Source organism: Shewanella subflava (genome assembly GCF_025971955.1).
In the GTDB taxonomy this organism is placed as follows: Bacteria; Pseudomonadota; Gammaproteobacteria; order Enterobacterales; family Shewanellaceae; genus Shewanella; species Shewanella subflava.
This window is the reverse complement of the sequence record NZ_JAPDMX010000001.1, coordinates 102,050-116,319: the sequence shown is the minus strand read 5'-3', so window position 1 is coordinate 116,319 and position 14,270 is coordinate 102,050. Positions and strand designations below refer to the sequence as shown.

Annotated in this window: 10 protein-coding genes and 4 tRNA genes; 3 read left to right on the top strand and 11 right to left on the bottom strand. The window is 43.6% G+C overall.

The genetic code is table 11. The annotated features are described in order from the left end of the window. Nucleotides 1–69: 69 nt before the first annotated feature. The 4 genes from OHT75_RS00470 to OHT75_RS00455 form a co-directional block, all read right to left on the bottom strand. Nucleotides 70–146 (bottom strand) — tRNA-Pro (locus OHT75_RS00470). A 74-nt stretch (nucleotides 147–220) separates the two neighbouring features. Then, nucleotides 221–297 (bottom strand) — tRNA-Pro (locus OHT75_RS00465). Nucleotides 298–346: 49 nt separating this feature from the next. Further along, a tRNA-His gene (locus OHT75_RS00460) sits at nucleotides 347–422 on the bottom strand. A gap of 50 nt (nucleotides 423–472) precedes the next feature. After that, nucleotides 473–549, bottom strand: a tRNA-Arg gene (locus tag OHT75_RS00455). A 220-nt stretch (nucleotides 550–769) separates the two neighbouring features. Between OHT75_RS00455 and OHT75_RS00450 the strand changes: the two genes are divergently transcribed. Further along, nucleotides 770–3,391, top strand: a complete 2,622-nt coding sequence (locus OHT75_RS00450; protein ID WP_264724387.1) for a sensor domain-containing phosphodiesterase — start codon at nucleotides 770–772, stop codon at nucleotides 3,389–3,391. Between the two features lie 151 nt (nucleotides 3,392–3,542). Here OHT75_RS00450 and rep read toward each other — a convergent pair whose 3' ends face one another. Next, nucleotides 3,543–5,555: a DNA helicase Rep gene (rep, locus tag OHT75_RS00445; RefSeq protein WP_264724386.1), complete on the bottom strand. Its 2,013-nt coding sequence runs from the start codon at nucleotides 5,553–5,555 to the stop codon at nucleotides 3,543–3,545. Between the two features lie 143 nt (nucleotides 5,556–5,698). Here rep and ubiK point away from each other — a divergent pair, with 143 nt between their 5' ends. Further along, the gene (gene ubiK / locus OHT75_RS00440; protein ID WP_261299028.1) at nucleotides 5,699–5,947 is read left to right on the top strand and encodes a ubiquinone biosynthesis accessory factor UbiK; all 249 of its coding nucleotides are present in this window, start codon (nucleotides 5,699–5,701) and stop codon (nucleotides 5,945–5,947) included. Between the two features lie 40 nt (nucleotides 5,948–5,987). On the opposite strand, the gene OHT75_RS00435 is transcribed toward ubiK, so the two are convergent. Further along, nucleotides 5,988–6,779, bottom strand: coding sequence for a substrate-binding periplasmic protein (locus OHT75_RS00435; RefSeq protein ID WP_264724384.1), 792 nt, complete (start codon nucleotides 6,777–6,779; stop codon nucleotides 5,988–5,990). 476 nt (nucleotides 6,780–7,255) lie between these two features. After that, nucleotides 7,256–8,392, bottom strand: coding sequence for a pyridoxal-phosphate-dependent aminotransferase family protein (locus OHT75_RS00430; protein WP_264724383.1), 1,137 nt, complete (start codon nucleotides 8,390–8,392; stop codon nucleotides 7,256–7,258). Nucleotides 8,393–8,503: 111 nt separating this feature from the next. Between OHT75_RS00430 and OHT75_RS00425 the strand changes: the two genes are divergently transcribed. Beyond that, a complete protein-coding gene (locus tag OHT75_RS00425) occupies nucleotides 8,504–8,662 on the top strand; it encodes a hypothetical protein (RefSeq protein ID WP_264724382.1) in 159 nt (52 codons plus the stop codon). Here OHT75_RS00425 and ilvA read toward each other — a convergent pair. From ilvA to ilvG, 4 genes are all read right to left on the bottom strand, one after another. Beyond that, nucleotides 8,659–10,224 (bottom strand): threonine ammonia-lyase, biosynthetic, encoded by a 1,566-nt coding sequence (ilvA, locus tag OHT75_RS00420; protein ID WP_264724381.1) that lies wholly within the window; start codon nucleotides 10,222–10,224, stop codon nucleotides 8,659–8,661. The genes OHT75_RS00425 and ilvA overlap by 4 nt on opposite strands. 1 nt (nucleotide 10,225) lies before the next feature. Beyond that, nucleotides 10,226–12,085, bottom strand: a complete 1,860-nt coding sequence (ilvD, locus tag OHT75_RS00415) for a dihydroxy-acid dehydratase (RefSeq protein ID WP_264724380.1) — start codon at nucleotides 12,083–12,085, stop codon at nucleotides 10,226–10,228. Nucleotides 12,086–12,156: 71 nt separating this feature from the next. After that, entirely contained in the window at nucleotides 12,157–12,414 is a 258-nt protein-coding gene (gene ilvM, locus OHT75_RS00410; protein ID WP_264724425.1) for an acetolactate synthase 2 small subunit, read from the bottom strand. After that, nucleotides 12,414–14,099: an acetolactate synthase 2 catalytic subunit gene (gene ilvG, locus OHT75_RS00405; protein WP_264724379.1), complete on the bottom strand. Its 1,686-nt coding sequence runs from the start codon at nucleotides 14,097–14,099 to the stop codon at nucleotides 12,414–12,416. Before ilvG ends, ilvM begins: the two co-directional genes overlap by 1 nt. Between the last annotated feature and the right edge of the window lie 171 nt (nucleotides 14,100–14,270).

Here is a 14,270-nt window from a genome sequence, read left to right as displayed (position 1 = left end):
CTAAAAAATAATGGTACTTAAAAGATAAATAGCAAAAAGCCACTCATCAGAGTGGCTTTTTGCTTAAACTGGTCGGTGATAGAGGATTCGAACCTCTGACCCTCTCGTCCCAAACGAGATGCGCTACCGGGCTGCGCTAATCACCGAATTTTTTACTTGAAAACAAGTCTGATATTTATTTAACCATTTCGGCTAAATTCGCTATAAGAATGCGCAAAAGTGGTCGGTGATAGAGGATTCGAACCTCTGACCCTCTCGTCCCAAACGAGATGCGCTACCGGGCTGCGCTAATCACCGAATATTGATATTTAACAAGTTACGTTATCAACAACGCCTGTAAATTGAATGGGGTGACTGATGGGGCTCGAACCCACGACAACCGGAATCACAATCCGGGACTCTACCAACTGAGCTACAATCACCACTGACGTTCAATCTTACCAACCAAATTCGAAAAAGCATAGATACCGAATGGTGCGCCCAGAAGGATTCGAACCTTCGGCCTTACCCTCCGGAGGGGTACGCTCTATCCAGCTGAGCTATGGGCGCTCGCCTTGGTTAGCGACGCATATAGTAGGGATAAATTGCCTCTACGTCTAGTCATGATTCACTTTTTTTATCTGAGTGATTAAGTTTTGACTAATCAGCGCGTTTTATCCTCATTTTACGGCGTATTATATTACTTGGATCACATTTTAAATTGTGTTAAATATACTTGTTGGCTTTGTACATTTCTGAGTATTGTTAATAGGATAGTGTGGCTGCAGGTATGGATACGGAAATTAATAGCCCCAAGTTACCTACTGATGTTGATTCACTTCAACGTCGTATTGCGAGATTAAAGCGCTTAGCTAAAAAATATAAGCGCGCTGAAATCGTACAAAATGCACTATTAGGCATCTCTAATATAGCTAATAATGTCAGCAGTTTAGAAGATTTCTACACAGGTGTTCATCAACACTTGCAGCGTCTCATTCCCGCAGATAACTTTTTCATCGCAGCACAAAACCCTAAAACAGGACTGATTACCCTGCCTTTTTTTGCCGATGAAAAAGATGCCCATCCGAGCGAGTTATACCCAGATGAAGAAATTTCTGAAATTTTAAATCGTGGTATTACCGGTTATGTGCTCAGGCAGGGGTTACCGTTGTTATGCAATGAAGATGAATTTTGCAAGCTGATTGAGCAGGGTAAAATTCAAGGATTAGGTTCTCCATGCCACCAATGGCTAGGTGTGCCAATTAAAAACGCAGAGGTGGTAAACGGTGTTTTAGTTGTCCAAAGTTATAATACTGAAATTAACTATGGCGAGCTTGAACTGGAATTAATGGGCTTTATTAGTCAACATATTTCAGGCGTAATGGAGCGATTACTGCATAATGAACAACTTGAATTAGCTATTGAAGAACGCACCAAAGAATTAAGCCAAGCATACAACAGCCTAAAGTCAGAAGTAAAAGAACGCGTAAAAGCCGAAAACCTACAAAAGTCTTTATTTCAAATCGCAGATCTTTCCTCCTCTAAACTTGCTCAAAAAGATTTCTATACCCGTATTCATGAAATTATTAGCCAGTTACTGCCTGCACAAAACTGTTTTATCTCGTTAATTGATAACAACATGTTGTCCTTCCCTTTTTATGTGTCACAACTGGACAATGACTACCCCTCGTCACGACCAGTGCAAGACGGGTTAACTGAATATATTTTACAGCATAGACAACCTAGATTGCTCAGCAAGCAAGACATCAAAAAGCTGGTTGAGAATGGTGATATTTATGCGATGTCTCCTGAACTAAACCGCACCGAGCATATGCATCAATGGATAGGCGTGCCGTTAATCATTCATGACCACGTAGTTGGCGCGCTGACCATTTACAGCCTAGACGCCAAACAAAACTATCAAACTAAAGACCTTGAACTGCTGACATTTGTGTCGCAACACATTGCCAATGCAATTGAACGTAAAAATGCGGTTGAATCATTAAAGCGCAGTCATGAACTACTAGAAGAAAAAGTGTCGACGCGAACTCAGGCTCTGGCTCTAGTCAATCGCAACTTACAAACAGAAATTAATCAGCGCCGAAAAATTGAAGCGCAGCTTGTACATGATGCACAACATGATGGATTAACGGGACTGCCAAACCGTAATTTCCTAATGGACAGATTATCCCAAGCATTAAAGCATGTCAGGCGACATGGACTCGATCAATTTGCTCTGCTATTCATCGATTTGGATCGCTTTAAAGTAATTAACGATACCTTAGGCCACCTTGAAGGCGATCGTTTTTTGATTGAAACCGCTAAACGTCTGAAAAGCTGCATTCGTGAGAACGATACTTTGGCAAGAATGGGGGGAGATGAATTTGTCATTTTACTTGATTCCATTCGCGGCACTCAGGATGCCACAGAAGTCTGCGAGCGTATTTTGCATCAAGTTAGTCAAGCTTATTCGTTATCCAATAAAGACTTTCTCTCGGGTGCCAGCATTGGCATCGCCTTTAGTCGCAACGATAAATTAGAGACCAGTGAATCTATTTTGCGTGATGCAGACAGAGCCATGTACCAAGCAAAAGCAAATGGTAAGGGCTGTTATGTTATTTTCGACAGAGAATTAAGCTTCCAGTCTGAACAAAGAAATGATTTAAATGAGCAACTCACCCTAGCACTCAATCAACATCTTATTCAAATTAGCTATCGTCCTATTTATGATTTAACACAAGAAACCATTATCGCAATAGAGCCACAAGCACAGTGGCAGCATGAAAAACATGGTTTTTGGGATCATAATAAATTGCTACAACTGACATCAAACGCACAACTCTCTTTAATTTTTGATGACTATATTTTTCAACAATTAAACAAAGATTATCCGGCATTAAAACGGCAATATGGTGCTATGACGCAACTTTATATGTCGATATCAAGCCAGCATGTGAACCATAAATATGCCTTGCGTGGTCTTAAAAACACCTTAAAAAGTAGCAAAATAGATTTGTCGAAACTGACGGTTTTTTTCAACGAAAAATCATTAGTGAAAGACACCGAAAATCACCTTAATGCCTTTGAAATTCTCAAGCAATTAGGCACCAATATCGGCCTCGACCATTTCGGAACGGGTTATAGCTCATTAAGCAGCTTAAGTTTTTTACCCATCAGTACCTTAATGCTTGACCAAGAAATCAGTAAACATTTGCTTAATGATAATCAATTGAAATTGGTCAAAGCTTACCAATTATCAGCAGATGCATTAGAGATAAACATGGTTGCCACGGGTATTGATACCTTACAACAAAAACTCCAATTTATTGAGCTGGGTTATAAGGTTGGCAAAGGAAGAACATTGGAAAAAAAAACCGTAAACAGCACTAATATAATGAATTCCTGTGCTTAACAATGATTATTGCCATCTAGAAACTACAGCACAAAATCGCCCTTGATCATTTATCCCTTGATACGGCTTACTTGCCTTTTAGGTAACACTTTGTTTTTATGTGACATCAAAACAAATATTACTCCCCCATTGCCACATCAAAACCTATTGACTACTTTTTAAACATGTCCCTAAGATTGGCAATATTACTTTTACCAGTGGCCATTCTTTGTTGCTCAGTTTGTTGTGGTTTACGGTTTTCCCAAATTAAATCATCTTGAGGCAATTCCATCAAAAATCGACTTGGTTCACAGCGCATAGTTTCACCAAATTGACGTCGCTCGCGACAAATCACAAACCACAATTCACGTTGCGCACGGGTGATTCCCACGTATGCGAGTCGTCGCTCCTCATCAACATTATCTTCATCGATACTGGATTGATGGGGCAAAATACGTTCTTCAACGCCAACCATAAATACGAATGGAAACTCGAGTCCTTTGGAGGCATGTAAGGTCATTAACTGCACCTGATCGCCGCCCTCGTCTTCACTATTGCGCTCCATCATGTCACGTAAGGTTAATCGAGTTACCACTTCTGGTAACGTCATCGGCTCATCAAGCTCGTCACCTTCAAGCATTTCTGTGACCCAGCGATACAACTCTGAAATGTTTTTCATACGCATTTCGGCGGCTTTAGCGCTGGTACTGGTTTCGTATAGGTAGTCTTCGTAATTGATACTGCGGATCAGTTTTTTAATCGCATCAACCGACTCCCCACGCTTAGCAATTTCGCCCGTATCAACGATAAACTGCCCAAATTGGTATAGCGATTTAACGGCGGCAGGCGCCAACTCATGATTAAGCCCCGCATCAAAAATAGCTTCAAACATGGAAATGTGTTTTTGATTAGCAAAGTTGCCCAATCGCTCTAACGTTGCCGGGCCTATCCCGCGTTTAGGTAAATTAACCACTCTTAAAAAGGCATTATCATCATCAGGATTTACCACTAAACGCAGATAAGCCATGATGTCTTTAATTTCAGCGCGGGCAAAAAATGAGGTGCCACCACTGAGTTTATAGGGAATACGGTTTGTCATGAGTGCGCGTTCAAGTAAACGTGACTGATGATTTCCCCGATACAAAATAGCGTATTGTCCGAATTGAGTTCGCCCAACAAATTTATGGCGAATGATCTCTGCCACCACACGCTCAGCCTCTTGTTCTTCATTGGCGGCAATTAATACCCTTAATGGCTCACCATAGGCCAATTCACTGAACAGGGCTTTTTCATATACGTGAGGATTATTCGCAATCAGGATATTAGCTGCGCGTAAGATCCTTTGGCTGGAGCGATAATTCTGCTCCAACTTAATCAATTTCAGCTCAGGAAAATCACTACCCAGTAATACTAAATTTTGCGGCTTGGCACCGCGCCATGAGTAAATAGATTGGTCGTCATCACCTACCACGGTAAATCTTGCTCGCTCACCAACCAACAATTTAACCAACTCATATTGACTGGTGTTAGTATCTTGATATTCGTCCACCAGCAAATATTGAATCCGCGTCTGCCAGCGGGTACGCACTTCCTCATTCATGCGTAATAGCAAAGTAGGGATCAAAATTAAATCATCAAAGTCGAGGGCGTTATAGGCTTTCATATGTTGAGCATAACGTTGATACAACATAGCAAATAGCTGGCCCTGCTCATCTTTAGCCATTTTGCGTGCTTGCTGAGGGATAACTAAGCCGCCTTTCCAATTTGAAATAGCTGACGCTAATGCTTTAATTAAATCTTTATCTTCATCTAATTCGTTCTGGGTTAATTCTTTTAATAACGCAAACGTATCTTGATCATCAAATAATGAAAAACCCGCCTTAAGTCCTAAGACTTTATGCTCACGTTTAATAATTTCTAAGCCCAACGTGTGGAAGGTAGAGATCCATAATCCACGAGCTTCTTTTCTACCCATAGATTGCGCCACACGCTCTTTCATTTCACGCGCAGCTTTGTTGGTGAAGGTGACGGCGGCAATGTTGCGGGCGTTATAACCACATTTTTCAACTAGGTAAGCAATTTTATTAATGATCACTCGCGTTTTTCCACTACCCGCACCTGCTAATACCAAACAAGGGCCGGAGACATAATGCACGGCATCATTTTGTCCTGGATTGAGTTTCATTTTAATTGCATTCCCACTATTCAACACGAAGGCGGATCATAGCAGATGGCAACTTGGTAGAGTTAACAATTTTGTCGTCATATTTTGCCCCTGGGGTATCGCTGAGCTACAATGGCAGCAATATTGGTGTAGGAAGACAAATGATGATTAATCCAAAGAAAATTGAAGAAGTCGCCAAACAGCTAAGCGAAAATTTACCAAGCGGTGTCAAGCAATTTGCTGCCGAGTTTGAAGAACGCAGTAAACAAGTTTTGCAAAGTCAGCTAATGAAGTTAGATGTCGTCTCACGCGAAGAATTTGAAGTACAGCAACACGTATTATTAAAAACTCGAGAAAAACTTGAAGCACTTCAAGCTCAAGTAAACGAATTAGAAAAGCGCTTAGCTGATTAGCAATAACCGACACAAATAAAGCCTCATTTGAGGCTTTATTTTAATGCACTGTAGCAATATATTTTTGCTGAAGTTGCTGATAAACCCCATTATTGCGGATATTTTTTAACCCTTGGTTAAAGCTGTTTTTCAATTTTTCATCGTGAAAACTAGCAAAATAATCTGATGCTGGAAAAATCATGTGGTAATGTAAATTTTCGCTAACATCCACGTCTCTGGCAATCAAGGTGTTTAAATATTGAAATACGTTTTTATCCGCAATCACAACATCGACTCTTTGCAGATATAACATTTTATTTTGTTTTTGTTGTGGTGACACCTCTAAATAAGACAAATTCTTTTTGGTCATTTGATGAAACGCATCACCCAACACATTATTAGCATTTAAAAAAGCGACCACACTCAATCCAACTAAGTCATCGATATTTTTTATTCTTAGATCATCTTTTGCCAAACTAATGGCGACATTTTGATAACTGATATAATTATCTGAAAAAAAGCCACTGACACCCGAGTACTGATTAACAGTAATGATGGCATCGACTTTGTGTTGTTCAAAATGCAACATTTGTCGATTACGTGACGAAAATTGAAAATTAACTTCAATGCCCTGATCAGCAAAAGCGGAACGAATGATATCTAACTCAAGACCTGAGCGGTCTTCTGGTAAAATGTAGGGAGGACGAGAATCAGCGGAGGCGATGTTAATGACTTTTTTATACTCTGGTAAAACAGCAATCTCAGCCTGAACTCGCGGAAAAAAACCTAAAGATAGCAGCATGGCAAGCAAGCACACGACCAATAGCTGAGAATTGTACCAAGACCTTCGCATATACGATTATTTACCTTAATAGCTTTAGCTAACGTCATCATTTTATTAGGACTGAATCTTTCAATCACAGCCTAACGTGTCACCATTTAGGTATCTCGATTACTGCATACCTTACTCAACTGTCGATTTTAAGCATAGCGGTTACTAACACATCAAGCAACAAACGGTTAACATTAAAGAATCCACCTTCTGAAGAAAGTGGCTTTGATATCACTCCCTAAAAGGGCGCTTACCTACCGTGCGTGACAAGACGCCATAAATATATCCCTATAGGCTCAACTAAATCATCCCTGATTTAGAAGCTTGTACCGCACCATTAGCACAGCTCACGCATTACTTGAGTAAATCAGCTATTGAATATACTTCAGGCAGAGCCTAATTGATGATAACCACCTACAGAAGTAGGTGGTTTAGGGCCGAAAATAAAACAGGCACCATACAGGTGCCTGTTTCAAAAAGCGATGTAAGGTAATACACTAACGCATAACATCTTCCAATGCTTTAAGGCACAAGGCGACATTCTCTCTTCTTGCACCAAAGCCCATCAGACCAATACGCCATGCTTTACCCGCTAACGCACCTAAACCAGCACCAATTTCTAGATTGTATTGCTCTAATAACTGCTTACGCACCAAAGCATCATCAATACCTTCTGGAATATACACCGCATTAAGTTGCGGCAAACGGTACGCCTCATCGACAACAAACGTTAGCCCAAGCTGAGTTAAGCCATCACGTAACAACACATGCATATTATGATGACGCGCCCAGGCATTTTCTAAACCTTCATTGGCTAACACTCTCAATGATTCGTGCAATGCATAAAGCGCATTCACGGGAGCGGTATGGTGGTAACTGCGCTTACCACCAGCGGCATTACCCCAATACCCCATCACTAAGGTTTGGTCTAAAAACCAGCTTTGTACGGGTGTTTGACGCCCCTTTAATTTGGCGACGGCTTTATCTGAAAACGACACAGGTGACAAACCTGGTACGCAAGACAAACACTTTTGACTACCAGAATAAATGGCATCAATTCCCCACTCATCCACACGCAATTCAACACCACCTAAAGACGTCACAGCATCCACAATGGTCAGGCAATTATGTAATTGCGCCAAAGTACATAAGGTTTGCGCATCGGATAAAGCGCCTGTAGAGGTCTCAGCGTGCACAAACGCTAAAAATTTTGCATCAGGATGTGCAACTAAAGCTTGTTCTACATCCTGCGGACAAACAGGTTGACCCCATTCGTTATCGACCACAACAGCAACGCCACCGACACGCTCAACATTTTGGCGCATACGCTCGCCAAAAACCCCATTGCGGCAAACAATGACCTTTTCGCCCGGCTCAACCAGATTAACAAAGCAGGTTTCCATACCGGCACTGCCTGGTGCTGAAACGGCTAATGTCATCTCGTTTTTCGTTTGAAACGCATATTGAATGAGTTGCTTTAACTCATCCATCATATTGACAAAAAGCGGATCTAAATGACCAATGGTAGGCTTAGCTTGGGCCGCTAACACTTCTGGGTATACATCAGACGGCCCTGGGCCCATCAAAATACGACGTGGAGGGTTAAAAGCGGAAATTTGTGGTACGGGCAACATCAATGTCTCCTTAACTAAATATCACTATCTTTAAAATAGCGTGAGTCGAAAATTTACCCTACATAAAAAACAACAAGTTACCTACGAGTATGCTCTCGCTTTGGTAATAACATGAACCGAAGTCACTTCAAGAGAAATGAGTCAGCTAACTTAGCACACTGGCAGTCTAATTTACGCCAGTATGCGAAAATTTATTTATCCACTACCCGCAATAGCAAGCTCGCAGCAGACCCAAAAGATGAGAGAATCACCGCATCACCTAAAGCTTAGGATTTATTCGCATTTAAAAATAATTTATACGCCGGACTGTGGGTTTCTTCTTGGTAGACAAAACCTAAATCCGTTAAAAAACGCGCAAACGGAATGTCATCACTTGCAGGCACTTCAAATCCAGCCAATACACGCCCAAAAGCGGCGCCATGGTTACGATAATGAAATAAGCTAATATTCCACTGACTTTGTAATGTGGTTAAAAACTTCAACAATGCTCCGGGGTGCTCAGGAAACTCAAAGCTAAATAACCGCTCTTCTAACGCTTCAAGTGGATGACCGCCAACCATATAACGTACATGTAATTTTGCGGTTTCATCCTGCGATAAATCCTGCACTTCAAAACCTTCCGATTCGAGCTTGGCGATAATGCCCTTCAGCTCAGTTTGACCACCAGTTAAGCGAATACCGGCAAACACCACCGCCATATCTCGGCTGCTGAAGCGATAGTTAAACTCTGTCATCACCCGTTTTTCAAGTAACTCGCAAAAACGTAAAAAGCTGCCAGGCTGTTCGGGTACCTTCACAGCCAATACCGCTTCTTTCTGCTCACCTAATTCACAGCGCTCAGACACATAACGCAAGCTATGAAAGTTAACGTTAGCCCCACTTAAAATAGCTGCCACTTTTAACGGTTTGTCGGTATCGGCTTCATGCTCAAGCATGTACTTTTTAAGCCCCGCTATTGATAATGCCCCTGCAGGCTCAGCAATGGCACGGGTATCTTCAAAAATATCTTTTACTGCAGCGCAAATTTCATCTGATGTGACGGTAATGACATGATCGACATATTCTCTGGCAAGACGAAACGGCTCATTACCAATACGCTTGACGGCCACGCCATCGGCAAATAGCCCTACCTGACTTAATGTGACAGGTTCGTCAGCTTCTAATGCCGCCTTTAAACACGCCGCATCTTCAGGCTCAACACCAATGATTTTTACCTGCGGCATCACTGCTTTGTAATACGCCGCGATCCCCGCAATCAATCCGCCGCCGCCTACAGGCACAAATACCACTTCTAGCCCGCGTTGCTGCTGGAGCATTTCTTGGCCAATCGTGCCCTGTCCTGCAATCACAGCTTCATCATCAAAGGGAGCAATATACACTCTGCCTTCTTGTTCAGATAAGGCTTTGGCATAATCATTGGCTTGATCAAATGCTTGCCCGTGCAGTACCACAGTGCCTCCAAGTCGTTTTACTGCATCGATTTTAATATCCGGTGTGGTGCTTGGCATGACAATCACCGCATTGATGCCCCGACTTGCCGCTGACATGGCCACACCTTGGGCATGATTCCCTGCCGAGGCGCATACCACCCCTGCTTCGCATTGCTTAGGCGTTAACTCCGCAATGCGATTATAAGCGCCACGCAGCTTAAATGAGTGCACAGGTTGCATGTCTTCTCGCTTTAAAAACACATCGCAACCTAAGCGAGCTGACAGTTTTTTCATGCCAGATAATGGGGTGACCTTGGCAATGTCATAAACTGACGACAGCAAAATCTTCTGTAAATAATAATGGGCTAAATCTAACTGTGTTTGAGATGCCAAGGCCAACATATTACCCCTCCAACTTACTGCGATCGCGCACCGCGCCTTTATCAGCACTGGTGGCTAATAATGCATAGGCTTTCAGCGCCAGTGACACATAACGCTCACGGGCGAGTGGTTTCCACGCGAGTACCCCTTTAGCTTCCATCGCTTGGCGACGTGTCGCTAATACTTCATGACTGACATTCAGTTTGATACTGCGACTTGGAATATCGATAGCAATTTGATCGCCATTTTCAATTAACGCGATAGTGCCACCGGATGCGGCCTCTGGCGAAATATGCCCAATAGATAAACCAGATGTGCCGCCCGAGAAACGTCCATCGGTGATTAACGCACATTTGGTGCCTAAACCACGTGATTTAAGGTAAGTAGTGGGATACAACATTTCTTGCATACCAGGGCCACCTTTAGGACCTTCGTAGCGAATCACCACTACATCGCCAGCAACCACTTCCCCGCCTAAAATACCGCTTACGGCATCGTCTTGGCTTTCATAAATACGCGCGCTGCCTACAAACACTAAGTTTGACTCATCCACGCCCGCCGTTTTTACAATACAGCCATTTTCAGCCACATTGCCCGACAATACCGCTAGGCCGCCTTCTTGGCTGAAGGCAAATTCACGGCTACGAATACAGCCATTTTCACGATCATCGTCCACCGAGTCCCAGCGACAATCTTGACTAAAGGCTTTTTGGGTTGGAATACCTGCAGGACCTGCACTAAAGAAGCGTCTCACCTGTGCATCGTCGGTCTGTTTGATGTCATATTTAGCTAATACTGACTTTAGGTCACCGCCATTATCAGCAGCCACATGGGGTACATCATTATGAAGCAAACCAGCACGGTCTAACTCACCTAAAATACCCATGACGCCACCGGCGCGATGCACATCTTCCATATGGTATTTAGGGGTAGATGGCGCGACTTTGCAAAGATGCGGCACTAGGCGTGACATTCGATCAATGTCATTCATGGTAAAATCAATTTCAGCTTCTTGCGCCGCGGCCAATAAATGCAATACGGTGTTTGATGATCCACCCATGGCGATATCGAGTGCGGTGGCGTTTTCAAACGCTTTAAATGAAGCAATGTTACGTGGTAGTGCATTTTCGTCATCATGCTTGTAATAACGCTCTGCCAGTTTCATCACCCGGCGACCCGCTTCTAAAAATAGCTCACGACGATCGGCATGGGTTGCCAACATTGAGCCATTACCCGGCAATGATAAGCCTAAGGCTTCGGTTAAGCAGTTCATTGAGTTTGCGGTGAACATACCAGAACACGAACCACACGTTGGACAAGCGCTGCGCTCAATTTGTTTACTGTCTTCATCGCTCACGTTGGTGTCAGCTCCAGCCACCATTGCGTCAACTAAATCAAGCTTGATGATTTTATCTGACAGCTTAGTTTTACCCGCTTCCATTGGGCCGCCGGAGACAAATACCACGGGAATATTTAAACGTAATGCCGCCATTAACATGCCGGGGGTAATTTTATCGCAATTGGAAATACACACTAAGGCATCGGCACAATGGGCATTAACCATGTATTCCACACTGTCAGCAATCAACTCGCGCGATGGCAAACTATAAAGCATACCGCCATGCCCCATGGCAATGCCGTCATCGACCGCAATGGTATTAAATTCTTTAGCGATACCGCCGACTTCTTCAATGGCACTTGCAACCAGCGCGCCCATGTCTTTTAAGTGCACATGACCTGGTACAAATTGGGTAAATGAGTTAGCAATCGCGATAATCGGTTTACCAAAATCGGTTTCTTTAACGCCTGTTGCACGCCACAGAGCGCGGGCTCCCGCCATGTTACGGCCTTCGGTACTGGTTGCTGAACGTAATTTTGGCATTGCTTAATTCCTTGTTTAATTCATTGCGGCTTAGGATATCTTTCAACTTGTTAACTGATGCTAACTAAAACCTAAGCGTTGACTGTTTTATCTAATTGCGCGGCAGGTAATACTTTACACTGAGTCACATCAATCAGCTTATCTAATTGGTTACTTAATAATTCAATAGCGCGTTCGGCTTCAACCCACAAATTAATTGCCAAACTGTTATCACCTTGGGTATTCATGTGCATTTGCGTCACTTTAAAGCCGCGATGACGGGTTACGCGTAACACGCGCTCTAATACCTCAGGACATTGTTTAACGGTGATTTCAAGGTTATGCATCATCATGTTTGTTTCTCCATTTGGTCCATCATGTCACTGTTACTTGCCCCTGGTGGCACCAAAGGCCAAACGTTAAAGGCATCATTAATGGCCACATGTAACATAAATGGGCCAGGGGAATTGATCATTTCATCCAATGCTTGTTCCACTTCTTCTGCTCGCGTAATGGTGCGGCCAGGTATATCAAAAGCAGACGCCATTAACACAAAGTTAGGGTTATCGGATAAATCGGTTTCACTGTAGCGCTCTTCAAAAAACAATTGTTGCCACTGCTTCACCATGCCGAGCTTTTGATTATCTATCAGTAAAATTTTCACCGGTAATTTACGGCGCTTGATGGTCGTCAGTTCTTGCACATTCATCATAAAGGACCCATCACCCGAAACGGTGACCACGGTCGCATTGGGTCTAGCAACTTGCGCCCCAATTGCCGCAGGAAGGCCAAATCCCATAGTGCCTAAACCCGCACTCGACAAATGATCTTCTGGTCGTCTAAACCACATATGTTGGGCAACCCACATTTGATGCTGACCCACATCACAACTGACTACGCTATCTTCGGGTAACTTATTGGCTAGGCGGCGCAACATAGAAGGGGCAAAAATCAATTCACCTGGGTGGTTATAATCCCATTGATATTGACGTGCCATATCAGTGATGTCTTGTAACCAAGGCTGAATATGCACCGCATCGACTACCGCCGCAGATAACGCAGGCAATACATGACGAAGCTCCGCTGCGATGGCGACATCAGGTTGACGCAACTTGCCAAGCTCGGCAGCATCGATATCAAGGTGCAACACCTTCGCATTACTGGCAAAACTGGCTAAGCGTCCGGTAACTCGGTCATCAAATCTGGCACCCACCACCATTAATAAATCACATTCCTGTACCGCTAAGTTAGCCGCCTTGCCACCATGCATCCCTAACATACCAAGGTAACCTGGCGTGTCATGGGCGATGCTGCCAAGGCCTTTTAAGGTTGCAACTGATGGTATTTTTGTTTGGTGAATAAACTGACGTAAATGCGCAACAGCCCCCGCCATCCCGACACCCCCACCGACATATAGCATAGGTTTTTTGGCTGCTTTTATAAGCTCAGCGGCGGCAGCAAGATCGCCTGGCTGCGCTTGCAGTTCATCCTCAACAGATTGCAGTGGGGTTTTGTATTCAAGCTCAGCAATTTGGATATCTTTGGGGATATCCACTAACACTGGCCCCGGTCTGCCAGAGGCGGCAATTTCAAAAGCGCGATATAACGTAGGAATAAGCTCATTGATATCGGTCACCATAAAGCTGTGCTTAGTACAGGACAGAGACATTCCCAGCACATCAATTTCCTGAAAAGCATCCGTACCAATCACACTGGTCGACACCTGACCGGTAATCGCCACTAAAGGCACAGAGTCGAGCAGCGCATCGGCAAGCGAAGTGATTAAATTTGTCGCGCCGGGGCCTGATGTGGCAAAACAAACGCCCGTTTTACCACTGGCTCTTGCATAGCCGACTGCTGCAAAGGCTGCACCTTGCTCATGGCGACTTAGCAAATGCTCAACTGGACTGCCGTAAAGAGCATCATAGATCGGCATAATCGCGCCACCTGGGTAGCCAAATACAGTGGTAACACCATGTGCTGCGATAACTTTTATGACGGCATCTGCGCCTCTTATTTTTTGCCCTACTTCCATATTGTGCTCTCTACTTTTATTTACGCGGCTAGATCTCAGTGGTTACAGCGAAGTGACAAATGCTTTAAAACAAAAAACCCCCGGTCCTTTCGGAGCGGGGGTTTTTGGAATTTGTAACCGTTAGGTCAGTCTTTGTTCCAAATGCAGCCCCCGCTGTGACTTAATAATCAC